A 25,030-nucleotide genomic window follows, 5' to 3' on the forward strand; every position below is an offset into this window, starting at 1 on the left:
AGGTGATCAACAATTCAAGTGATCCATTTTATTCTATTCATTTTGATTAATATTATGACTACAACGCCAACACCTGTTGCTTCAGCCACTTTACCGCCCCGTAATTTAATTTCCAGAGCTCTGCTGTATAGTAAAAAAGCCTTACATGGTCTGACGGTACTTTCAGAAGGGTTTTATATTATTTTTCGTTATGATTTATATAAACAGCCCAATAATCCGAAAAATACCCGTTATATCCAGTATTTTTGCCGAAAATTTTGTAAGGTCTTTAATGTAAAAGTGCAGATTCATGGTGAAATTCCAAGACATACTGCGCTTTGGGCAAGTAATCATGTGTCGTGGTTAGATATTATTGTCTTGGGTGCAGGGGCTAGAGTATTTTTTCTGTCTAAGGCAGAAGTTAAAAATTGGCCGATCATTGGTCATTTGGCAAAGTGGGGCGGAACATTGTTCATCAAACGTGGTTCCGGTGACTCTTCTCGAGTGAAAGAGCAAATTGCCATATTCTTAAAACAGGATATTCCGGTACTTTTTTTCCCTGAAGCAACAACTGGGGATGGCCGAAAAATCAAAAAAATTCATGGTCGTTTGCTTGAGGCAGCCATAGAAGCAAGGCAGCCTGTACAGGCTTGTGTACTGTGTTATAGCAATACCAAAGGTGAACTTGACCAAATTGTCCCATTTATTAATGATCAAACTTTTATTGATAGTGTCACAAAAATTTTGCAAATGGATCAGGTTACTGCACACTTAAAAGCCTTGCCAGCCATTGATTCATCTGGACATAGCGTAGAATCCCTGACAAAAGCCGTTCAAGATACCATGACAGTAGGATTGTATGAACTTCAGACAGAGGTTTTGGGTGAACATCTTTAAAATTATGGCGTAATTGGATATTTGCGTTGATCAATATCCATATTACATTTGACCTTCAATGGGTAGAATTGCCATAAGTTTCAAAGCAATTTTTTGCCACCATTTTAAATAGGGTTCATGATAATACGTTTTTAAACCTGAAGGTGTTTCTGTGGTCCAGATTATACGATTTTGTGAATCAAGCTTGACTTGAAAGGAATATTTTAGTAAATCCTTGTCCATATTTTCATTAATAACACTGGCAAGACCGGGACTGTCCAAAATTACGCCAATTTCTGTATTTAAATAGACGGAACGTGGATCAAAGTTGAATGAGCCAATAAAGACCTGTCGATTGTCCAGCGCCATAAATTTGGCATGTAAACTACTTCGGCTAAAGCCCTTTCGGTTAAATTTTTGAGTACCAAATAGACGGGTACGATGCCCTGAATCCAGTGTTGACGGAAGAACCGGTAAAAACTCATAAAGCTGAACGTTATCCTCAAGCAGTTCACGACGATGCTTTGCATAAAAGGCATGTACTACAGGAACATCATTGGCTTTGAATGAATTGGTTAATACTCGAATCTGTACGCCTTCATTTGTCAATGCTTTAATCACTTGCCGTGCATCTTTGTCTGGAACAAAGTAGGCAGAAACCAGATCCACATGCGATTGTGGATGGTTGAAAATATTTTTCATTTGAAAGCTAAGATGTTGTTCACGTGGAATTTCTTTATTGATTTTATTGGCAGAATCTTTGATGACTGTAGCATTGACCCAATCCAGATTGAGATCCTGTTTAAACCAGTGTTCAAAGGATTGATGATTTAGATCCTGAGTCAAATCATTGTCCAGATGCATATTTTCCCAGTGTTTGGCTAATTGCTGTCGTAGTCCTTTATAACTCAAACGTTGTGGATTATATTTTGCGACCTGTGTGATGGGGTAAGCGTATTCATGATTCCAGTATTCATCAAAAGAATGACGAATATCATCTACCGCACTTCCTACCAGAACGACATCCATATCTGAAAATTGGAAAGATTCTCCCACATCGTAATACTGGTTACTCATATTGCGACCACCAATTAAAGCAACCTGATGATCTGCAATAAAGGTTTTATTGTGCATGCGGCGGGTGATGCGGTTATAATCCAGTAAAATATCTAACGCACGCATTTTGCGGAAACGATAAGGATTAAAAACCCTGACTTGAATATTTGGATGTTGTGAAAGTGCCAGATAAGTGGATTCCAATCCTTTGCTGTTGTTATCGTCAATCAGTAAGCGAACTTTTACACCACGGTCAGCAGCACGGAGAATGGCAGCGAGTGCTAATGCACCAACTTTATCGTTGTCCCAGATATAATATTGTAGATCCAGCGTTTTTTGTGCTTCATTGATAAGTTGTAAACGGGTTTCCAGTGCTTGTGGTGGGTTATACAAGACGTGAAAACCGGTTTTTCCCGGATATTGCGCTTTTAACGGTTCAAAAAGTTGTGCAAGATAACTGTCTTGGGTATTGATTTGAGTAGAATAACTTGATGTGACTGCTTGTCTGGTGGGTAACGTTGAACATGCCTGTAACAAGCACAAGCAACAACTCAAGCATAAAACCAATACAGAATGAAAACGCATAATGCACGTTGTTCCTAAGTTTAAACTTTAAAATATAAGCTAGACTTACTTAAAGACATTAAATTTGCAAGAGTATAAAGTGGCTATAGTAAAATAGATATAGTCGTATATTTCCAACATCCTTATCCTGTCCATCTGATATGACGAGAAAAGCTAACAACAATGTATATTACACAAACTATTCACTGGATTTTATTGATTATTTTTGTTTGGGCATTGGCTCAGGCATGGCGTAGCAGTCAACGTACTGAAACCACTCAGCCAATTAAAGCTTTTGGTCTGTTGTTGATTTATTATGCTTCTTATTTACTTTTCCCATGGATTATCCTGACTGTATGGCAATGGTATCGTACAGAATTAACTCATATTCAGGCAATTTCTTATTTATTGATTGCTATGGTATTAATTTATGCACGTTTTATTGAGCCAAGTCATATTGTGGTCAAGGAAACGCATCTGGTATTGGATCAACAGAAACCTTTAAGTAAGCCGGTAAAAGTTGCGCTCATTGCAGATTTACATATTGGTCTATATTCAGGCAGAGAACAGCAATTGCAATTGATTGTGAATAAAATTAATGCACAAAAACCAGACTTTGTTGTTGTTGCCGGGGACTGGACCTATGAACCTGAAAATAAATTGGCAACAGAACTCAGTGTTTTAACGCAAATTCAATGCCCAGTATATTCAGTGAATGGCAATCATGATGAACAATATCCAGGGCCGCCAATTCAGGCGTTGCTGGCTAATGCACTTAAGGTGAATAAAGTGCTGGATATTGAAAATCAGATTGTTGAATTTGAAGATTTTCGTTTGTTGGGTATTGGAGATTTATGGGCTGGTAAAGTTAATCTTGAGGTTTTATCAGCCTTACCACAGGATAAACCTTGGGTCATTCTGGCGCATAATCCTGATACCGTTGCCATGGTGCCACAATTATCTAGTAAGCCATTAATGCTATCTGGGCATACACATGGTGGGCAAATAGAATTGCCTTGGTTGACCAGTTATGTTATGAAAAAAATTTCCATGTTGGGACATAAACGTGGTTTCTATGAACATGAAACCGCTAATGTCTATGTTACTGTAGGAACAGGGATGGTTGGTGCACCTTTTCGTTTCCGTGTACCGCCTACAGTAGATATTTTACATTTACATTAGGTTCTGTTGACATTGCATAAATGGATTGTGTTGTAGGCTAAAAAATTAAGCTTTTTGCAAAACTAAACCAAATGTCAATCATTCCTAATCAAACGCTCTGAGAGAAATAGATGTCAAATTTGACAGATCCACGTGTGTTATTGGCACTGGAACGCACATTATTGGCATGGATTAGAAGTGCATTGGCATTGATTGCTTTTGGTTTTTTAATTGAACGATCCACTTTGCTTGGTGAAATACTTCAACCTGCACAATATCAACAAAAAGCAATTGTTAGCAAAATTTTTGCAGTGATTATTGTGGTTGTAGGAATGGTGGTGAGTGTATGGTCTGTAAGGCAATATCAAATTGCTTTTAAATCATTGAACGAATATGAGCTTATTCCGGGTTATAAAACCAGTTTAGTGATGTTTATAGGGTGGTTTAACGTGTTTTGTGGTGTGCTACTGTTGATTACTTTTTTTATATAATCAGCTTTATTCGACTTCTGATCTGATTACCCATACAGGTAATCAGATCAATTTAGATTTAACGTAAGACACTTAAAAAGTACAAGTGTCTTTCATACTGATCAATAATGTCTTTTAATAAATCTTCTTGTGTCCATTCCATCACATCATAGTTTTGTCCGCCTTCGCGCAAGTAGACAGCCGCCTGATAAAACTCTTGCTCAATATCCATCTTTTCAGTCATAAAACTTGGTGGTAAAGTTTTGTCACAGATGATTTGATAAATAAAATTAATCTCATCGCGATGATTGATCCTTAAACTTAGTCCGTGTTCTACCTCGTCAATTGATACCTTTAAATTGCGGCGTTTTAATTCACTGGCAATACTGGTAAATGCCTGTTTAGCTGTTGTGGCAATATAATTTTCTACTTCCGCCTTGCTATGGGGATAATGCATGATTAAACCCAGACGTTGTTGCCAACTACGTGGTTTATGAATCGCGTAAGGTGTGGTACGTGCCATCTGTAAAGATTGCATTTTAATTACATCAATACGCAAAGCTTTAATCAGGCCGATACAGATGAGTAACATGATAAACGTGAATGGTAGGGCACTCATAATCGTAGCGGATTGTAATGCACCTAATCCTCCTGCCAGTAACAAAATAATCGCCAATGTTGCCATTAAAATAGTCCAGAAAAGGCGTTGCCATAATGGGGAATCTTCTGTTTTTGCGGTAAGATAATCTGTAACCAATGCGCCTGAATCTGCGGAGGTTACAAAAAATAGAATGACCAAAATGGTTGCCAGAAATTTAGACACTAATGCAAAAGGTAAAGTGTCCAGAAACTCAAATAAGGCAACAGATGAATCTAGCTGTACGGCAGAAATTAAATGGGCGTTTGCCTGTTGTAGTACAGTATATAATCCAGAATTCCCCATGAAACCCATCCAGATGATGGTGAAGCCAGTTGGAATAAGTAAAACACCAATAATAAACTCACGTATTGTACGTCCTTTAGAAACCCGGGCAATAAACATACCGACAAATGGCGACCAGGAAATCCACCATGCCCAGTACATAATTGTCCAGCCACCAATCCAACCATTAGGTTGATAGGCATATAGATTAAATGTCATGCTAAATAAATTAGAAATATACTGTCCGGTATTTTGTAATGTGGTTTGTAGTAAATAAATCTTTGGACCAGCAAGAAAAACGAATAATAAAAGTGCAACAGCCAGAATCAGGTTAAGTTCTGCCAGACGTTTTATGCCCTTATCTACACCCAATATCACAGAAATCGATGCCATGATACTGACGACAATGACCAAAATAATTTGAGTAGATGCGCTTTGTTCGATGCCGAATAGATAATTTAAACCGGAATTAATTTGTGTAACGCCAAAACCTAATGTTGTGGCAACACCAAACACTGTCCCAATGGTTGCAAATGTATCTATCCCATCGCCAATCGGACCATAGATGCGTTTGCCAATTAACGGATACAGTGATGAACGTACTTTTAACGGTAAATTATGGCGGTAAGCAAAATAAGCGAGTGATAAACCAACTAGTGCATAAATTCCCCAAGCATGTAACCCCCAGTGGAAAAAAGTGATTTGCATAGCCGTTTGAGCGGCTGCAATCGTTTCTGGTTCACCGGTTGGTGGATTAGCATAATGCATAATCGGTTCGGCAATACCGAAGAACATCAGACCAATTCCCATGCCAGCAGTGAATAACATGGCAAACCATGAATTATTACTATATTCAGGTTGTACATGATCTGGACCAAGTTTAATTTTTCCGGCATCAGAAAAAGCCAGAATACCAAGAACTAATAAGAAAATAGCCACAGAAAGGACATAGAACCAACTAAATGAAGATGTAATCCATGAGTTTAATTGTTTGGTTAAAAGATCAAATGCATTGGGTGCTGCAATCACAGTGGCTAGAAAAATACCAATAATAATCACAGCACTGAAAAAGACATTGGGGTTTACATTGGCGAACCAATTTGACTTTTTGGGAGTCATGTATTCTCCATGTTTAACTTTAGAATATGAAAATTGAAAGGAAAAATTAAAATTTGATAAAATCAAAAAAATAGTGTAGCGGAAATATAGAATATAATTATCGTTACAGTGTTGCAAAAAGTTAAAAAGCAGCTCAATTTGAACTGCTTTTTAGATTATTTTATTAATGTAATATTTTATTTAGGAATTGTTGCGCACGTTCACTACGTTGACCAGTAAAGAATTCATCTTTGGAGCAATCTTCAAGGATTTTACCTTGATCCATAAAGATAATCCGGCTGGCAACTTGTTTTGCAAAGCCCATTTCATGTGTGACACACATCATGGTCATGCCTTCTTTAGCAAGTTCAACCATGACATCTAGTACTTCATTAATCATTTCTGGATCAAGTGCAGAAGTCGGCTCATCAAACAGCATTGCAATTGGATCCATACTTAAAGCACGAGCAATTGCAACACGCTGCTGTTGCCCACCGGAAAGTTGTGCCGGGAATTTTTTTGCATGGGCGCTTAAGCCCACACGATCCAGATATGCCAACCCTTTTTTTCTGGCCTCATCTTCTTTTCTTCCCAATACTTTGATTTGTGCAATGGTCAGATTTTCCGTAATACTCAAATGCGGAAACAGTTCAAAATGTTGAAATACCATTCCAACCCGGCTACGTAATTTGGTGAGGTCTGTTCTTGGGTTTGCAATTGAAATTCCATCAACAACGATATCGCCTTTTTGAAAAGGTTCAAGTCCATTCACTGTTTTGATTAAAGTTGATTTTCCTGACCCTGAAGGTCCACATACGACAACAACTTCACCTTGTTTAATCTCGGTAGTACAGTCAGTTAAAACCTGAAATTGACCATACCATTTACTTACATTTTGAATGTCAATCATGATTTTACTATTGCTCATACATGTAACCTTTTCTGTAATTTTTTGACTGCATACGTGGCTAGAAGACTAATCGTAAAATAGACCAAACCAGCAAAAAGAATATATTGTGTCAATAATGACATTAAATCACCACGTACATAATTGGTGCGAAAGAAATCAAGCAGACCAATTGCATACACCATTGTTGAATCTTGAAATAGGATAATGGTTTGTTGCAAAAGTAATGGCGTCATTTTGCGAAAAGCTTGAGGCAAGATCACTAGGCGCATGGTTTGTCCATAGCTCATTCCCAGTGCATAAGCAGCAAAAGATTGTCCTTTGGCAATAGACTGAATTCCTGCGCGGACAATTTCAGCAAAATATGCAGCCTCAAAGAGCATAAAAGCCACAATGCTGGAAACCAGTGCTGTATCAATGGTGAGATATTTGCCGGTAATACCTGTATAAATGAATGGCACAGCAAAATAAAACCACATTAAAACCAGTAGCAGTGGGATGGAACGAAAGAGATTTACATAACTTTTTGCAATAATATTTAAGATTTTAATTGAAGATAAACGCATTAATGCCAGAATTGTTCCAATAAAAACCCCACCAATCGCAGCAGTGATGACCACTTGTAAAGTGATTTTTAAACCATGCCATAATGCAGGTGCTGAAGCTTGTAAGTCTAAAATAAAAGAGGTAATCCACTCCATTATTTACCTCCTTCGGACATTAAACCGGGAATATGTAAGCGTTTTTCCAAAAAGTTCATAAACACAATTAGGCAGACATTGATAACAATGAAAATCAGTGTGACATAAGTGTAAATTTCAATTGTATTCTGAGTATATTCACTAATGGTTTTCATCTGGGAGATGATTTCTGCAACCCCAACCAGAGAGGCGATAGAGGTATTTTTAACACAGTTGGTTAATTCAGAACTTAAGGGTGGCAAAATTGTACGGAATGATTGTGGTAAAACGACATAACGATAAAGTTGTGATGTGGTAAAGCCTAATGCATAACCTGCATTTTTTTGTCCTACTGGTAATGCTTCTATCCCCGTGCGTACCTGCTCGCAAACTCTTGCTGCGGTAAATAATCCCAGACCAATACTTGCAGAAAGAAAAGCTGTTGTTCCTGCACTTAAATCATTCATCCACCAAGATTTAATTGGTTCTGGTAAAAAGTTGGGTGCCACATAAAACCAGATAAATAGTTGAATGAGCAGTGGGATATTACGGAAAATTGTAACGTATGTGGTACCGATTGTACGTGCTGTTTTATTCGGTAAAGTACGCAAAATACCTAACAGGCTTCCAAGTACCAATGCAATGGTCCAGGCTACAACTGCGATTAGACACAACCAGCCCAAACCAACCAGAACCCACTGTAAATACGTTGTGTTGTCTACGCCAGTGGGTTGCAAGAGTACAGCCCAATTCCAATTATAATTCATACTCACTCCAGTGCATTCACTGTATTCTAAACTTTATATACGGTTTGCTTTTATCCTGCCATCATGACGATGACAGGATGAGTATGAGCTTATTGATCTCGGTCATGTGGGTTAGCAATTAATGCTTTTACATCATCTGACATTGGGAAGTTCAAATTAATATTTTTTGGTGGAATTGGCGATTCAAACCATTTTTTATACATTTGGTTAATTTCACCAGATGTATAAGTTGCTTTGATAGCATCATCTACAACCTGTTTAAAACCAGTATCGCCTTTACGTAGCATACAACCATAAATTTCTTTAATTGGTGGAGTACCTACAATAACCCATTTATTCGGATCAACAGCTTTGGATTTTTCTCCTGCAAGTAAGATATCATCCATCATAAATGCAGCAGCGCGACCATTTTGCAGCATGAGAAATGATTCAGCATGATCTTTTGCAGAAATAACTTCACCTACACCAAGTTCGGTTGCATGTTGTTTTAACCAGCGCTCAGAAGTTGTTCCTGCTGTCGTTACAACTTTTTTACCTTTTAGATCTGAAAAATCTTTGATACCAGAATTTTTAGCTGTGAGCAGACGACCACCAACTTCAAAGTAGCCAGTAGAAAAATCAACTTGTTGCTGCCGTTCTTTATTATTGGTTGTAGAACCACATTCAATATCAACTGTACCGTTGGATACCAGTGGAATACGGTTTTGGCTAGTTACCAGATTGTAACGTACTTTAAGGTCTGGCAAATTTAACTTTTGTTTTACAGCTTCTACAACTTTCATCTGCAAGTCATGGGCATAACCTTCAGGTTGATTTGGATTACCAGCAATATAAGAAAAAGGAATAGAGGAATCGCGATAGCCTAAAACAATAGTTCCTGATTGTTTAATTTTATCCAAAGTGCCACCTGTTGCTGCACCTGATGCACCTTCACCACCTGCGGTTGATTTATCGCCACCGCATGCAGTCAGCCCCAACATTAGGGTACTGGCACAAAGGACAGAAAGCAGGGTACGTTTATTTGACATAGGATAACTCCTTTTTGGTTTTGTTCTAAAATACAGTTGAACAAGCATGTCCTCTATATTTTTGAATCTATAAATAGATGTTGTATCTCCGTTACAAACTCAAAAATATATGAATATGCATAGTTACACAAGATAATCACTGCAAATATCATGCTAAAGATTAGTCGTGAGTGTTTATAAAATAATCTTATGATTTAAAAGTTATAAAAAGTAAAAATAGATTTGAGTTAAAATTAACTACGATGATAAAAATAAACAAAAAATTCTCTCTGATAATTATGAGGAACTGAATACAAAATATAGTATTAATTTTTTAATGAATCATTTTGGTGCAATAATTTAAAATATAAAATAATTGATTTATTGCATTGTTTTGGTGCAATTTTTACTTTTGTAAGCCTAACATACTATCGAGTTATTAAAAATTGATGAATAATCCTTTAGGTTAAAGTGACTAAATTGTCTTGCAATAAAGTACGGTTTTTGATTGGTATTGTACGTTATCACTGAAATTGGCTTGATTCCTTGAGTAATCCATATTAGAAATAACAGGATAGATCAGGTTTAAGGAAAAGCTATGCAACAAACGTATACACCTCAAGAAAAACGAAAAAGAATTTTCGGTATTGTGGGGGCAGCATCGGGTAATCTGGTCGAATGGTTTGATTTTTATATTTATGCAGTATTCGCAATTTATTTCCAGCATGCATTGACTGCGCCTGGAATGAGTGACACTGCACAGGCCGTTTATGTATGGGGCGTATTTGCTGCCAGTTTTTTTATGCGTCCGATTGGTAGCTGGTTATTTGGTCGTATTGCAGACAAATATGGTCGTAAACAATCTATGGTGATTTCAATTGCCATGATGGCATTAAGTGCGTTCTTATTTGCCTGCTTACCGACTTATGAACAAGTAGGAATGGCCGCACCCTTTCTTCTACTTGCCGTGCGACTTTTACAAGGTTTATCTGTAGGTGGTGAGTATGGTGCCGTTGCCACTTATATGTCTGAAATTGGATTAAAAGGTCAGCGTGGATTTTTTTCATCTTTTCAGTATGTTACGTTAATTGGCGGTCAGCTTCTTGCCAGCTTGTTAAGTGTTATTATTTTATTTTTTATGACAGAACAGCAATTGATGGATGGCGGCTGGAGAATTCCATTTGTGATCGGTGGTGTTGCTGCGATCATCTCTTTATTAACACGAAGTAAACTTGAAGAAACGCTACATGCTGATGAGGCCAAAGCTGAAGATTCTGGCTCATTACGTGCATTATTTCGGGATCACTGGAAATCATTCTTATTGGTTGTGGGTTATACAGCAGCCGGTTCGCTAACCTTTTATGTCATTACGGTATATTCAAAAACTTATTTTACCAAAAGCTTGGGGATGGATGGGCAGACTGTTGGTTTGATGATGACCTGCGCATTATTTGTATATATGCTTGCTCAACCATTATTTGGTTATATTGCAGATCGTATTGGCCGACGTAGTGCAATGTTGTTCTTTAGCGGATTAATGGCTGTCTTTATTTATCCCGTTATGGTGATTGGCATGAAAGCATTTGCCGGTAATGCAGTGATGGTTACTTTATTGCTCATCTTTTTGATGTTAATTTTAAGTTTTTATACATCTATCAGTGGTTTAGTCAAAGCAGAGATGTTTCCACCGCATGTCCGCGCTTTAGGGGTTGGTTTTTCCTATGCAGTCGGAAATGCGTTATTTGGTGGTTCTGCTCCGGCAGTTGCATTAAAGTTTAAAGAATTTGGCATAGAAAATGAGTTTTTTGTTTACGTTATTGTAATGTTAATTATTTGTTTTATTTGTAGTTTTTTCTTGCCAAAAAAACCAGAATATCTAGAGCATGAGCATTAGTTTTTTACAAAAGCCAGATCACTGTATCTGGCTTTATTCAGTTTTTCATATTCGGTAGTTATGTTTTAAATTGTTTTATTCAAAGAAATCTATTTTATTTTCCAAAATATTTCCTGTGTTTTTCAAGGTATAAAATTCTTTTTAAACTTCTATCAGACCTAAATATTTTCTCAGATAAAAACCAGTAAATGAATTATCTGGATGATGAATCAACTCATGTACTGTTCCGGCAAAAATCAATTCACCACCTTGATCTCCGGCAAGAGGGCCAATATCAATTATCCAGTCGGCTTGACTCATAATGTCTAAATTATGTTCAATGACAATGATGGTATTACCCTGATCAACCAGATGATTAAGTAGTTTAATGAGCTTTTCCGTATCCGATGGATGTAGTCCGGAGCTTGGTTCATCCAGCACTATCATATGACCAGTGCCATGAATTTCCTTGCTTAATTTTAAGCGTTGCCGTTCCCCACCGGAAAATGTATTTAAACGCTGGCCAATGGCAATATAGTCTAGCCCCAAACTGATTAGTAAGCGGAATTGTTGTTGCAGGTATTCATGATCAAAAAAATCAAATGCTTCCGCAACGGTCATGGTCATGATCTCGGCAATATTCTTGTTTTTATAATGATATTTTAAAATATCAGGTGTATAACCCGATCCGTGACACATCTCACAGGTCAACTCGATATCATCAAGAAAAGCCAAATCGACTTTTTCAATACCAGTACCTTTACACTGTGGGCAGGCACCTTCACTGTTAAAACTAAACAATTTTGGGCTGACATGATTCGCTTTGGCAAACAATTGACGAATAGGATCAAGAAGATCAAGATAGGTGAGTAAATTGGAACGGGCTGTCGCCGTAATTGCAGATTGATCTATCAGTTTGGTTTGAGGATATTGCTGTGGCAATACTTTACTGATTAATGTACTTTTTCCAGAACCAGCAACACCTGTCACCACATTTAGACAATTTTTGGCGATCGGTACATCAATGTGTTTTAGATTAAACACATGCGCATCTTTAATCCAGATTTTCTCATCACTGTTACGTGGTGTTTTTTGATAACTGGTGGCTTTTTGAAAATACTGTCCTGTCAGTCCTGAAGAGTGTTTTAGTCCGGCAAAATTACCTTGATAAATCACTTCTCCACCTTTAGTACCAGATAATGGACCCATATCGATAATATGGTCTGCAATTTTAATCAAATCTGGATCATGTTCCACCAGTAATACACTATTTCCTTTGTCCCGAATTTTTTTAATAATTTGAATGATATTGTCCAAATCCTTTGGATGCAGCCCAATGCTGGGCTCGTCGAAAATATACAGTAAATCGACCAGACTATTACCCAAATGTTTAACCATCTTAATACGTTGCGATTCGCCACCAGAGAGGGTGTTACTGATGCGATTCAAATTAAGGTAGCTTAGTCCGACCAATTTTAAATTCATCAATTTATTTTTGATTTCATTCAAAATGGTCTCATATTTTTCACTGTGCAAAGATTCGACGAATTGCAGTAATGCATCTACAGAGAGTGCTGTACAGTCGGCAATATTTTTGCCATTAATCTTACAGGATAAAGATTTTTGATTAAGTCGTTGCCCATGACATAAAGTACAAGGCTTGGTGGTAATAATCGGATCAAGACTATGGCGATAACGATTGCGTTCCTGTGCTTCACCTTTTAAATAATTACGTTCAAATCGGGGAATTAATCCTTCATAAAGTGCAGTTTTTTTCCAGTTACTGGTAGGATGTAAAGGTTTGTGCTGTGGTGCATTTAAAAACAAATCCCATTCTTCTGCACTATAGTCCTTCAATTTTTTATCCAGATCGAAATAACCAGAGTCTGCATAACGTGTCCAACGCCAAGCATGCGTGCTATAGGTCGGAAAATTAATTGCACCTTCCTCATTCAGTGATTTATTTAAATCCAGAATTTTGTAAATATCGATGCTTTGTTCAAGACCGATGCCTTCACATTGTGGGCACATGCCGCTCGGATGATTAAAGGAAAATACAGTGGCGTATCCGACAAATGGTTCGCCCATACGAGAAAATAACAAACGCAAATTGGCATAAATATCGGTAATGGTGGCAACTGTCGAACGAATATTTCCGGTTAATGGTTTTTGATTAATCAAGACTGGAACATTCAGATTCTCAATTTTATCGACATCAGCGACACCAAAATGCTGTAAACGATGGCGAATAAAACTATTTTGTGTTTCATTGATCTGTCTTTGTGCTTCTGCACCAATTGTTTCAAACACAAGTGATGATTTACCCGAGCCAGATACACCAGTAAATGCGACGATTTGATGTTTGGGAATTTTTAGGGAGATATTTTTAAGATTATTTTGTCTTGCCCCGTAAATATTGATTGTTTCATTGACCATTTCATTTTACTCCGGTTCTAAAAGATTACATTTATCTTTTTAATAGCGAGAGTTTAGCAAGCTGCATTGGTACAGTTACAATACTCAGGATGATTTTCACTTATGATGTTTAGGAATGTTTAAGTAATTTTATCGTATATTTTTCTGATAATGGGGTTATAAACAGAATACCAACAAAACCTGATTTCTATTTCTTATCACAATCAATTGATTATGAGGGTAAAAGTCATTCATTCATTTGATTTTGGTTAAAACCACACTGACATTATCAAGTTTTCCTTTGAAATAAAGGGAGTATGTTTTCATAAAAATCTTAAATATTGGTTTGTTTGACCTTGGTTTCCTGTTTATAGGTTCGGTATAGGCCGTGCAACCATGCTGCCAATGCAATGATCACAAATACAAGGAGTTTATAGTTTAATTCCTCAGCCTTGATCATATCTGAAATACTAGAGCCGAAAACTAAAATTCCAAATACCCAAAAGAATGAATACCATTTATTTTCGTTTGTCATTTTTAAATCCTCATGATGATTTTTCATCGTCTTTATCTAGCATGAGCTGACGATGTCTTTCTTTATTATTGATTATTTCTAGTCGATTTAATCCATACTGAATTGCATATTGATATTTGGCAAAGAATGCAAAAAACAAAAAAATGAGTGCAGGCTTGAGTTCTATACTGCTGGTGTATCCCATATACTTATCATACAGTGTCACACTCATAGAAAAAACCGCTAGTATTGAGAATAAGTAGAAAGATAATTTTAAAATATTATCAAAAATTTTGTCTTTAAATATCATCATAACTATAGGTAAATATCCTTTAATAATTATTGGCTTATTTATTAAAAATTTAACTGAAGAATATAAAAAATAAATATTTAAAAGCCCAAAACACATCTGTTGAGGGCTTTTAAAAGACAAATTACAAGTTCGCAATCTGTTCCATATTGGCCTTAATTTTTACTAATTGATCAGCAAATTCAGCCAGTTTAACTTTTTCACCTTCCACTACCGCAGCAGGGGCTTTGGCAACAAAGCCTTCATTGGCAAGTTTTCCTGCGATTTGGTCATGCTGCTTCTGGATTTTATCCAGATCTTTTTGCAAACGAGCCAATTCAGCTTTTGGATCAATCAAACCTTTCATTGGGACAAAAACCGATGCTGCACCAATCACACTTGATGATGATAATGGTGGTTCTTCTCCATTTGCCAAGAAGGTAATGCTTTCAACTTTTGCCAAGGCTTTAAATAATGGTTCAATACGTTCAATTCGAGTGCGTTCGGCATCAGAGATATTTTGTAATAGAACTGGTAATAAACGCGCATTACCTAGTCCCATTTCACCACGGATATTACGCACCGCACCAATCAAGCCTTGTAACCACTGCATATCGGCTTCGGCTTGTTCACTGATTTTCTCTTGTTCGGCAATTGGGTACGGTGCGAGCATAATCGTGTCACCGCCTTTACCAATCATCGGCGCAAGAGTCTGCCAAATTTCCTCAGTTAGGAATGGCATTAATGGGTGTGCAAGACGTAGCGCAGTTTCCATTACACTTAGCAAAACACGACGTACTTCGGCTTTACGATCTTCTGAAACATTCGCATCATTTAGAACTGGTTTGGTCAATTCGACATACCAGTCACAATATTCATTCCATATAAAGTCATAAATGGTTTGTGCTACCAGATCCAGACGATAAGTGTCAAAACCAAGTTTCACGGCTTGCTCTGCTTTTTGTAAGCGGCTGACAATCCATTGTTCCGGCAATTCCCAAAGATCAGGACGTGCCGTTTGACCGACGGTTTGACCTTCGACATTCATCAACACAAAACGGGTGGCATTCCAGATTTTATTGGCAAAATTACGATAGCCTTCAACACGTTTTAAATCGAACTTAATATCACGACCGGTATTGGCCAGCGCACAGAAGGTAAAGCGTACTGCATCGGTACCGTAAGCATTGATGCCGTCTGGAAATTCCTTACGGGTGGCTTTTTCGATTTTTGCTGCCTGTTTCGGATTCATCAGACCCGTAGTACGTTTTGCCACCAGACTTTCAAGGTCGATGCTGTCGATCAAGTCCAATGGGTCAAGTACGTTACCTTTGGATTTGGACATTTTTTGCCCTTCACCATCACGTACCAAACCATGCACATATACGGTTTTAAACGGGACTTGTGGTGTGCCATCTTCATTTTTCATAAAGTGCATGGTCAGCATGATCATGCGTGCCACCCAGAAGAAAATGATGTCAAAACCAGTGACAAGAACATCGGTCGGATGGAAAGTTTTTAGAAAATAGTTTTCAGCATCTTTTTTTGCATCACCAGTCCAACCCAGTGTAGAGAATGTCCACAGACCTGATGAGAACCAAGTATCCAACACATCTTCGTCCTGATAGATATAATAATCCGCAGCCAGATTGTATTTTTCACGCACTTCGGCCTCGTCACGACCGACATAGACCGCACCATTTTCGTCATACCATGCAGGAATGCGATGTCCCCACCACAATTGACGAGAGATACACCAGTCCTGAATATTGTTCATCCATGCCATATACATATTGGTATATTGTTCAGGCACAAATTTGATACGACCATCTTTCACTGCTTCAATCGCTGGTTGAGCCAAAGGTGCAATTTTCACATACCATTGGTCGGTTAATAAGGGTTCAACGATTACACCGGAACGGTCACCACGAGGTGCTTTCAAGGTGTACGGATCGATTTTTTCCAGCCAGCCTTCGGCTTCTGCCTCATTAACCAGTTTTTTCCGTGCTTCATAACGTTCTAAACCGACATAATCTTCCGGTGCAACCAGTGTTTTGCTGATCGGTTCACCGGCTTTTTCCATCCAGTCAAATTCGCCGAGAATTTCAGCATTTTTATTAAAGATATTAATTAAAGGCAGATTATGGCGTTTACCTAATTCGTAATCGTTAAAGTCATGGGCAGGCGTAATTTTAACGCAGCCAGTCCCAAAGTCTTTTTCGACATAGTCATCAGCAACAATCGGTACAATTCGGTCGGTAATTGGCAGACGAATATTTTGACCAATTAGATGTTTATAACGTTCATCTTCTGGATGTACTGCAACAGCGGAGTCACCCAGCAAGGTTTCGGGACGAGTTGTTGCAACAACCAGATAATTTTTACCATCAGCGGTTTTTAGATTTTTATCAGCAAAGAAGTATTTGAAGTGCCAAAGCGAACCTTGTTCTTCGCTGCTTTCCACTTCCAGATCAGATAGGGCAGTATGTAGTTTTGGATCCCAGTTGACCAGTCGTTTACCACGATAGATCAAGCCTTGTTCATGCAGTTTGACAAAAACTTCTTTGACCGCATTGGATAAGCCTTCATCCATGGTAAAGCGTTCACGTGACCAGTCTACCGAAGAACCTAAACGGCGGATTTGACGGGTGATGTTACCACCGGATTGTTCTTTCCATTCCCAGACTTTTTCGGTAAATTTTTCACGGCCTAAATCATGACGGCTAATGCCTTGCGCCCCAAGCTGGCGTTCTACCACCATTTGTGTGGCAATTCCGGCATGGTCTGTGCCAGGTTGCCATAAGGTGTTTTTACCATTCATGCGGTTATAGCGGGTTAGTGCATCCATAATGGCATTGTTAAAGCCATGCCCCATGTGCAGGCTACCGGTGACGTTTGGCGGTGGGATCATGATACAGAATGATTCACCTTTGCCGGAAGGTTTAAAGTAGCCATTTTCTTCCCAAATTTTATACCATTTGGTTTCAATTAAAGAAGGATCATAAGTGGTGGCAATGTTCTCAGCAGTGCTAGAAGTCTGAGTTGGTGTCTTTGTATCAGTCATGTTCAATAGAATTAAATCAGATGAAAAATTGTCACCATTGTAGCAAAAAAATAATACACACGCTGGGTAGAACAAAAGCATTATTTAAAATTTACACACCATGCTACACTGGTGATACAAGGGATTCATGACTAAATTAGGATATTAGGAGTTTTGGGTTAGATTTTTATGTCAGCGCATCGTGTAAAACTTCCTGTTCAAGCAGAAACTTATCAAAGTTTATTGCAAATTACTCAGGCATTAAATGCTGGAGAAAAAAATAGTTTATCCAAATCTCTCGGTGAGGTTTTGACAAAATTAACCTGTGAAATTCTGGATCAGGTTTTTGCCGATTTAATTCGTGCACAAGCCCAGCTTGCATCAAGTAAAAGTACTGGAGAAAGCCAGCAGGTGCTTGATCAAATTAGCCAGCAATTACAAAAATATATGCCGATGTCGATTGGGATATTTGCCAATGAGCGTTTAAAACCGGTTGCCAATTATTTACTGGCGCAATTTGATACCGAGAATTCTGAACAAGCTTACTTATGTTATGAAGTTTCTGATGCTCTGGTTGAGCAGTCTAAAACACATTATCAGCAGTTAATGCAAGGTGATCAACACGTTATTGATGGTGTATTTACTGATCTGGTTCAAATTATTGATCAGGGGGTCAGTGCTTTAATTCGTGCGCCTAAAGCTATGTTAAAGTTTAATCTGGTTTTGGATAAAACACTCAATAGTGTCATTAATGTCACAACAAACATTGGTTATAAACGTATTGGTAAAATTGGCAAGTCACTTCAGTTGACACAGGCACAGGATTACGCAAAACATTTTAATCACTTTTTACGAATTGAAGAAAGCAGTTCCTCATAAAGACTAATCAGAGAAAATAATATGTACAACAACCAGAGAGTGTGGATTACAGGCGCCAGTTCGGGGATCGGGCAAGCTTTGGCAATACAATTTGCTGAGCAAGGTGCACATGTGATTTTATCTGCAAGACGGTTACCTCAACTGGAACAAGTACGACAGTCCTTAAAGCATCCAGAGCGACATCATTGTGTAGCTATGGATATTACCGATGAAAAGCAAGTCGCCCAAATAGTTGCACAAGTATTTACAACCATTGGAACGATTGATGTATTGATTAACAATGCAGGTCTAAGTCAGAGAGCCTTAATTACAGATACCACGATGGCAACTGAACGCAAAATTATGGAAGTAGATTACTTTGCACAAGTCCATTTGACTAAACAAATTTTGCCCTATCTAGTACAGCAAAAATCCGCACAGATTGTTTTTATTTCAAGTGTGGCAGGATTGTTGGGTACACAATATCGTGCCAGTTATTCTGCTGCCAAAGCAGCTATTCACATGTGGGCTAACAGTTGCCGTGCAGAATATGCAGATCAAGGAATCAGTGTTTCGGTTATTTTTCCTGGATTTGTACAAACTAATGTATCTTTTAACGCTTTGAATGGTAAGGGGGAAGCGCAGCAACATCAAGATGAGGCAATTGCTCAAGGACTAGCTGCAAATGATTTTGCCCGACAGGCAGTTAAGGCACTGGCAGTGAAAAAGGAATATATCGTAATTGGTGGTCATAAAGAAAAGTTAGGTGTAGCTGTATCGAGATTATCACCACAATTTTTATATAAAATGATTCGTAAAGCTAAAGTTAAATAGTCTAGGCATAAATGCTTGTATAAGATGGTTTTATTATATAAATACCCAAATTATAGGGATGTATAAAAATATAAAATTATCTTTAAATACGTCTTATTTAGGATAAATAGGACTAGAAGTCATGCAGTTTTTAATCAATAAGACATTTATAAAGTATAGTTTTTTTTTGTTTGCATCTATTTTTGGCGTTGTGAATACCTGGGCGAAATCTGCAACTGCTGAACAAGATTGTAGATGTAATTCAGTGGTCACAGCAAAGAAAGAAAATACCAATAAAAAATCAAATAATATTCAAGCTCCTTTACAAAATAAAGAACTTCGCAAGATGGATACGCAACAAGCAAGACAATTATTAGAGAATGGCGAGCAAAACTGGATGGTGCAAGTTGCATTGGCATCCAATCAGGCAGGTGCTGACCGACTAACCAAACAAATCAAAGCAAAAGGTTATAATGTTGTACAAAGCTTCACATCTAAAGGCATCAGAATTATGGTGGAGCCACTAAAATCACAAGAGTCTGCTGAAATTACCAGAAGAAAGATTGCTGCTGATAAAAGTTTAAATTTAGAATCTGCATGGGTGATTCAGTGGACAAATGACAAGAAATAGTAAGATCACCATAATGATTTGCAAGGAGATGTAAAAAGTATGCCTAATCAAATCTCCTTGAGTTAAACAATAAATTGATTATAAATCAAAAATTATTGCTCAATAATGTCTGTTCCTTTTGGTGGGGTAAAGTTAAAGATACTTTGGTTAAGCGTTGGATTAACTTTAACATTACTAAAATTCACCTGAGTTGTTTGACCCATAGAATCTTCCAGAATCATTGTGGTTGGTGCATTATTGGCACCAAAACTGATTAATAGGCGATTAAAGGCACCCTCACGATTTTTAGGTGTCAAGCTATAATAAGTTTTCTTAGCATCGGGCTGGCTAATATGATATGCCTGCATAATTTGTTGCGCATTACCTGATAGCAATAATGCCGGTGTGTTGGCAATTTGTTCATCTAGACTTTGTTTTACAGCTTGTTGTAAGTCTGGATCATAAATCCATACGGTTTTACCCGTAGTGACAATTGTTTGTTTAGCTGGCCTTAAAGTTTCCCAATAGAATTTACCAGGACGAGCCACTTTCATCGTACCAGTAAAAGTCTGATTCATGTGCTGTGGTGCAGGTTTATTGGTTTGTTTTTTGCCACTGGTCAGTTTGGTCGTTTGAGTGAAATTGGCACTTAAACTTTGAATACCACTGAGTTGTTTTACCAGATTGTTGGTGGCTTGTTGGGCTGTTGCAGGTGCAGCGTTCGCAGTTTGAGCCATAATGACTGGAGTAAGGGTACATACGCTGATGCTCAATGTACATGCTGTTTTCTGCAAAATATTCATAAGTCTGCCTTTTACTTGTCTGTTTATGACTATATCTTACTGTTTTTATTAATCCCTAAGATTAATAAAATATACTTATTTATGTAATTTAATGTCGCAAGCTGATGATTTGTGTTGAAAATGAATATGGATATGAAGTTTTTATGAAGATAACAGCATAAAAACCGAAAAATATGATCCATAAAAAAACCTCGCAAAAAGCGAGGTTTTTCAGCACTGTTAAGACTTATGCAGATTCAACAGTTACATAGCGACGGCCAAATTGACCTTTCACTTCAAATTTTACTACGCCATCAGCAGTAGCAAATAGTGTATGGTCACGACCCATACCAACATTTGCACCAGCGTGGAATTCTGTACCACGTTGACGAACAATGATGTTACCAGCAGTCACAGTTTGACCACCGTAAATTTTAACACCAAGCATTTTAGGGTTTGAATCACGACCGTTCTTAGTCGATCCACCAGCTTTTTTAGAAGCCATGTCTATTTACTCCTCGTGATTAACCTGAAATACCAGTAATTTTCAACTCAGTAAACCATTGACGGTGACCTTGTTGTTTACGGTAATGTTTACGACGGCGTAATTTCACGATACGGATTTTGTCGTGACGGCCGTGGCTAACCACTTCTGCAGTTACTTTTGCGCCAGCAACAACTGGAGCACCGATTTGAACACTTTCACCGTTCACAACCAATAGTACATCATCAAATGTAATGGTTGAACCAGTTTCAGCTTTCAATAATTCAACTTTAAGGGTTTCACCCTCAACTACACGGTGCTGTTTACCACCGCTTTGGATTACTGCGTACATAAAGTACTCCGTTCATGCCCGTGTCGTCGTGTCAATAAAGGGATATATTGATCTTAAAACGAACGCCACTGGGAGATAAGGCGCACGATTTTACGAAATCTTCAGTTAAACAACAAGAGTTGTGGTGAAAAAATAACAAAAAATCAGTCAAGTGTTATGTAAATAAATGGATATAGCGATGTGATCTGTAAAAATTAGGCGTTATGCTATGGAGATGTGATCAAATACGCATAATTTCTATTGTGATAGACTTGCAACCGATTAAGACATTCATGAGAATAGGCATGCATGAGTGAGGATAGTTATCGAAATTGTAATTTTGCGATAATAAGATCAGTGTTAAATAGCTTTGTTGGATGAAATAAGAGTTAATATTTTGATTTTGATGTAAATTGCAGAATATTTTCTTTCATTATAGATTGAATAAATATGCCATGTATTTAGAGGGGATTTCATGACAATTGATTTTAAACGAGATGTATTGGCACCAGTTGCTCATGATTTTACAGCCATGGATACCTTTATCAATGAAGGAATTACTTCTAAAGTTGCATTGGTCATGGCGGTGAGTAAGCATGTCGTTGAGGCTGGTGGCAAGCGTATGCGTCCCATCATGTGTTTGTTGGCAGCCAGAGCCTGTGGTTTGTCAAAGATAGAACATGCGCATCATCTGGCTGCAATCATAGAAATGTTACATACAGCAACGCTGGTACATGATGATGTTGTCGATGAGTCGGGATTACGCCGTGGCCGTCCAACTGCAAATGCAACATGGAATAATCAGACGGCTGTTCTTGTCGGTGATTTTTTGATTGCACGTGCATTTGATTTATTGGTGAATATTCAAAATTATGACCTATTGAAAGATTTTTCTACAGGAACCTGTGAGATTGCAGAAGGTGAAGTATTGCAATTACAATCACAGCATCAGCCGGATACCTCAGAAGAAACATATTTAAAAATTATTCATGGTAAAACATCACGTCTATTTGAATTGGCAACAGAAGGTGCAGCTATTTTGGCTGATCAGGCAGAATATCGTGAGCCTTTGCGCCATTATGCCGGACATTTTGGCAATGCATTTCAAATCATCGATGATATTCTGGATTATACATCGGATGCAGAAACGCTGGGTAAAAATATTGGTGATGATTTAATGGAAGGTAAGCCAACCTTACCATTAATTGCTGCAATGCGATTAACTGATCATGATTCAGCGCAATATCAAATTATCCGTAGAAGTATTGCAACAGGCGGTATAGCAGATTTAGAGCAGGTGATTAAAATTGTCAAGCAATCAGGAGCATTGGATTATTGTATGCAACGGGCAAAACAGGAAACGGCTCTGGCGATAGAGGCTCTGCAAGCTTTGCCTGAAACTGAATATCGACAAGGATTACAATCTCTTGCCGAACTTGCATTAGAGCGTATCCAATAATTTGATTTGGAGTACATGGAATGCAAACTGGGCTTAATCAACTTTTTTCCGAAATGCGGCATCAACTGGAAACAGATCAATTAACATCAGACTTACTGGTAGATCTGTTTGATCAGCTCAGACCACAAGATGTAAGCAATCGACAAGATATTCATGACAAAATACAAACTTTGATTTATAGCTTAACTTTTATTCCTGATGCTGCGGCAACATGTCAGCTTTTTTTACTCAAGTTATTAAACCAGTATAAGCAGGTAAGCCTATATGCTGAGAGTGGTATTTTAAGTCCGGAAGGTTTTCCGACACAGCTTGCCAATCGAATTGGTGCGCATGTTTTACCTTTGTTGAAAGATGAATCTGAACTTAAATATCTTGTGGGAAAAGTATTTCATCAATCTACAGATGTGCAATGGCTTGAAACGATTGCTCCACAGGACTGGCAGGATATTCTAGCGCTTTTATGTCAACCTCAAAGTTATGTGTTACAAAAGAAACAGATTCGAGTTAGAATTTTACAGGCAATTCAAACCTTATCTTATCGAATTAGTGCAATAGGATTACATCCCGAACTACAATACATATATCCTGCTTTAAATGAACTGACTTCGCCTTTTTTAATCCAGAATCGTGAAATTCTGGATTTTCTGGATCATTACCAAAAGTTTGATGAATTTATAGATGATGATTTAAATATTGGTCCTCAGATTGCCAACCTCGATCCTGATCAGGCATTGGTGATGCTGGATCAATGCCGGGAGGTAATGCAAAAAGTTAGACGTTTAACCAAACGGCAGGGGGTGAGTCTAAGCTTGACCTATTTGTTGACCGTTTTGGAACAAAGTCTGGAAAGAATTGAATTACTGCTTTCTGTCGTGAGTGATCAAGTTGATGAACAACAACTTGCTATTAAACAATTGTTATTTGATCTGGTTGACGCGCATTATAGTGATCAAAGTGTACGTGCTTTATTGCAAACCAATACTGAATTATTGGCTTTACAAATGACTGAAAATGCTAGCCGTACAGGTGAGCATTATGTAAGTACGGATAAATCCGGCTATTTTAAAATGTATCGTTCTGCTGCTGGTGCTGGTGCCATTATTGCAACAATGGCAACATTAAAAGTATTAATGTCCAGAGTTACCATGGCACCCTTTATGCAGGCATTTGCATATAGCATGAATTATAGTCTGGGATTTGTGTTGATTCACATGTTACATTTTACTGTAGCAACCAAACAACCAGCGATGACTGCTGCTGCACTGGCAGCCACCATTCAAAATAGTACGGGTTCACAAAATGCCAAGTTAGCAGAAACTGCGGCTTTAATTATTAATATTGGGCGGACGCAATTTATTGCAATTATTGGCAATATTTCTATTGCAATTCCTGTAGCAGCATTGATTTGTTGGTTGTGGCCGATTTTATTTTCGGAGCAATTGGTCACTAATATTAAAGCGATGCACTTACTTAATGATCTTAATCCATTTACGTCTATGGCGATTCCTCATGCAGCAATTGCTGGGGTTTGCCTGTTTTTGTCGGGTTTGATTACTGGATATTACGATAATTTAGCTGTTTATCGAAAAATTGGTGCCAGAATTAGTGCTCACCCTAAACTAAGAAAAATATTTAAACTCAGTACATTGGATCGAATTGCAAGTTATATCGAATGTAATCTGGGGGCAATTATGGGAAATTTTTTGTTTGGAATCATGCTTGGTAGTATGGGAACGTTGGGATTTATTTTGGGGCTACCTTTGGATATTCGGCATATTGCCTTTGCCTCTGCTAATTTGATACAGGGATTATTGAATTTAAGTGGTGGCGCTGATCTGGGTATTATTATCATTTCAGTCTTGGGGGTGATGTTGATTGGGATTACCAATTTATTCGTAAGTTTTAGTTTAACGATTATCGTGGCATTACGTTCAAGACGAGTTAAAGTTAAGCAATGGAAACCTTTGTTTAAACTCATTATTACACATTTTGCAACTCGACCAAGCGATTTCTTTTGGCCACCTAAACAGCCATTGCAAATTGAGGAGCAGAACAAACCATAAACTTTCTAA

At 37.8% G+C, this 25,030-nt stretch carries 22 protein-coding genes; 9 read left to right on the forward strand and 13 right to left on the reverse strand.

All coding sequences use genetic code 11. The features are described from left to right. Positions 1-54: 54 nt before the first annotated feature. Positions 55-876 (forward strand): lysophospholipid acyltransferase family protein, encoded by an 822-nt coding sequence (locus tag F4V57_RS11535; RefSeq protein ID WP_070068387.1) that lies wholly within the window; start codon positions 55-57, stop codon positions 874-876. Between the two features lie 42 nt (positions 877-918). Here F4V57_RS11535 and F4V57_RS11540 read toward each other — a convergent pair whose 3' ends face one another. Further along, positions 919-2,496, reverse strand: a complete 1,578-nt coding sequence (locus F4V57_RS11540) for a phospholipase D family protein (RefSeq protein ID WP_070068386.1) — start codon at positions 2,494-2,496, stop codon at positions 919-921. Between the two features lie 162 nt (positions 2,497-2,658). Here F4V57_RS11540 and F4V57_RS11545 point away from each other — a divergent pair, with 162 nt between their 5' ends. Beyond that, the gene (locus tag F4V57_RS11545; RefSeq protein WP_070068385.1) at positions 2,659-3,657 is read left to right on the forward strand and encodes a metallophosphoesterase; all 999 of its coding nucleotides are present in this window, start codon (positions 2,659-2,661) and stop codon (positions 3,655-3,657) included. 110 nt (positions 3,658-3,767) lie between these two features. Next, positions 3,768-4,127 carry a YidH family protein gene (locus F4V57_RS11550; RefSeq protein ID WP_070068384.1) on the forward strand — a complete coding sequence of 120 codons (360 nt, stop codon included), beginning with the start codon at positions 3,768-3,770 and terminating at the stop codon, positions 4,125-4,127. Positions 4,128-4,185: 58 nt separating this feature from the next. Here F4V57_RS11550 and F4V57_RS11555 read toward each other — a convergent pair whose 3' ends face one another. The 5 genes from F4V57_RS11555 to F4V57_RS11575 form a co-directional block, all read right to left on the reverse strand. Continuing rightward, positions 4,186-6,147, reverse strand: a complete 1,962-nt coding sequence (locus tag F4V57_RS11555) for a BCCT family transporter (protein WP_070068383.1) — start codon at positions 6,145-6,147, stop codon at positions 4,186-4,188. Positions 6,148-6,310: 163 nt separating this feature from the next. After that, a complete protein-coding gene (locus F4V57_RS11560; RefSeq protein WP_171257508.1) occupies positions 6,311-7,036 on the reverse strand; it encodes an amino acid ABC transporter ATP-binding protein in 726 nt (241 codons plus the stop codon). 14 nt (positions 7,037-7,050) lie between these two features. Continuing rightward, positions 7,051-7,734, reverse strand: a complete 684-nt coding sequence (locus tag F4V57_RS11565) for an ABC transporter permease subunit (protein WP_070068381.1) — start codon at positions 7,732-7,734, stop codon at positions 7,051-7,053. Beyond that, complete coding sequence (locus F4V57_RS11570) at positions 7,734-8,480, reverse strand: amino acid ABC transporter permease (protein ID WP_070068380.1); 747 nt, start codon at positions 8,478-8,480, stop codon at positions 7,734-7,736. The genes F4V57_RS11565 and F4V57_RS11570 overlap by 1 nt, the downstream gene beginning before the upstream one ends. An 89-nt stretch (positions 8,481-8,569) precedes the next feature. Continuing rightward, the gene (locus tag F4V57_RS11575) at positions 8,570-9,508 is read right to left on the reverse strand and encodes a transporter substrate-binding domain-containing protein (RefSeq protein WP_070068379.1); all 939 of its coding nucleotides are present in this window, start codon (positions 9,506-9,508) and stop codon (positions 8,570-8,572) included. A 577-nt stretch (positions 9,509-10,085) separates the two neighbouring features. Between F4V57_RS11575 and F4V57_RS11580 the strand changes: the two genes are divergently transcribed. Further along, the gene (locus F4V57_RS11580) at positions 10,086-11,381 is read left to right on the forward strand and encodes an MFS transporter (protein WP_070068378.1); all 1,296 of its coding nucleotides are present in this window, start codon (positions 10,086-10,088) and stop codon (positions 11,379-11,381) included. A gap of 141 nt (positions 11,382-11,522) precedes the next feature. Here the strand turns inward: F4V57_RS11580 and F4V57_RS11585 are convergent, their stop codons facing one another. From F4V57_RS11585 to F4V57_RS11600, 4 genes are all read right to left on the reverse strand, one after another. Further along, the gene (locus F4V57_RS11585; RefSeq protein ID WP_070068377.1) at positions 11,523-13,796 is read right to left on the reverse strand and encodes an ATP-binding cassette domain-containing protein; all 2,274 of its coding nucleotides are present in this window, start codon (positions 13,794-13,796) and stop codon (positions 11,523-11,525) included. 313 nt (positions 13,797-14,109) lie between these two features. Beyond that, positions 14,110-14,310 (reverse strand): hypothetical protein, encoded by a 201-nt coding sequence (locus tag F4V57_RS11590; RefSeq protein WP_141729190.1) that lies wholly within the window; start codon positions 14,308-14,310, stop codon positions 14,110-14,112. A 10-nt stretch (positions 14,311-14,320) separates the two neighbouring features. Beyond that, a complete protein-coding gene (locus tag F4V57_RS11595) occupies positions 14,321-14,722 on the reverse strand; it encodes a hypothetical protein (RefSeq protein ID WP_227515642.1) in 402 nt (133 codons plus the stop codon). A gap of 1 nt (position 14,723) precedes the next feature. After that, positions 14,724-17,642, reverse strand: coding sequence for a valine--tRNA ligase (locus tag F4V57_RS11600; RefSeq protein WP_070068375.1), 2,919 nt, complete (start codon positions 17,640-17,642; stop codon positions 14,724-14,726). A 168-nt stretch (positions 17,643-17,810) separates the two neighbouring features. On the opposite strand from F4V57_RS11600, the gene F4V57_RS11605 reads away from it, so the two are divergent. The 3 genes from F4V57_RS11605 (at position 17,811) to F4V57_RS11615 (ending at position 19,923) form a co-directional block, all read left to right on the forward strand. Further along, entirely contained in the window at positions 17,811-18,500 is a 690-nt protein-coding gene (locus F4V57_RS11605; RefSeq protein ID WP_070068374.1) for a hypothetical protein, read from the forward strand. Between the two features lie 21 nt (positions 18,501-18,521). Beyond that, on the forward strand, positions 18,522-19,313 hold the full coding sequence (locus F4V57_RS11610) for an SDR family oxidoreductase (RefSeq protein WP_070068373.1): 792 nt from the start codon (positions 18,522-18,524) through the stop codon (positions 19,311-19,313). A 121-nt stretch (positions 19,314-19,434) separates the two neighbouring features. Then, positions 19,435-19,923, forward strand: a complete 489-nt coding sequence (locus F4V57_RS11615) for an SPOR domain-containing protein (RefSeq protein WP_070068372.1) — start codon at positions 19,435-19,437, stop codon at positions 19,921-19,923. 92 nt (positions 19,924-20,015) lie between these two features. On the opposite strand, the gene lolA is transcribed toward F4V57_RS11615, so the two are convergent. From lolA to rplU, 3 genes are all read right to left on the reverse strand, one after another. Then, on the reverse strand, positions 20,016-20,705 hold the full coding sequence (lolA, locus tag F4V57_RS11620; protein WP_070068371.1) for an outer membrane lipoprotein chaperone LolA: 690 nt from the start codon (positions 20,703-20,705) through the stop codon (positions 20,016-20,018). 226 nt (positions 20,706-20,931) lie between these two features. After that, positions 20,932-21,189 (reverse strand): 50S ribosomal protein L27, encoded by a 258-nt coding sequence (rpmA, locus tag F4V57_RS11625; RefSeq protein WP_070068370.1) that lies wholly within the window; start codon positions 21,187-21,189, stop codon positions 20,932-20,934. Between the two features lie 19 nt (positions 21,190-21,208). After that, positions 21,209-21,520 (reverse strand): 50S ribosomal protein L21, encoded by a 312-nt coding sequence (gene rplU, locus F4V57_RS11630; RefSeq protein ID WP_070068369.1) that lies wholly within the window; start codon positions 21,518-21,520, stop codon positions 21,209-21,211. A 454-nt stretch (positions 21,521-21,974) separates the two neighbouring features. Here rplU and sdsA point away from each other — a divergent pair, with 454 nt between their 5' ends. Both sdsA and F4V57_RS11640 read left to right on the forward strand, forming a co-directional pair. After that, the gene (gene sdsA, locus F4V57_RS11635) at positions 21,975-22,958 is read left to right on the forward strand and encodes an All-trans-nonaprenyl-diphosphate synthase (protein WP_070068368.1); all 984 of its coding nucleotides are present in this window, start codon (positions 21,975-21,977) and stop codon (positions 22,956-22,958) included. A gap of 20 nt (positions 22,959-22,978) precedes the next feature. After that, on the forward strand, positions 22,979-25,021 hold the full coding sequence (locus F4V57_RS11640; protein ID WP_205634516.1) for a site-specific recombinase: 2,043 nt from the start codon (positions 22,979-22,981) through the stop codon (positions 25,019-25,021). The last annotated feature ends 9 nt before the right edge of the window (positions 25,022-25,030 follow it).

Source organism: Acinetobacter qingfengensis (assembly GCF_008693185.1).
Taxonomy (GTDB): Bacteria; Pseudomonadota; Gammaproteobacteria; order Pseudomonadales; family Moraxellaceae; genus Acinetobacter; species Acinetobacter qingfengensis.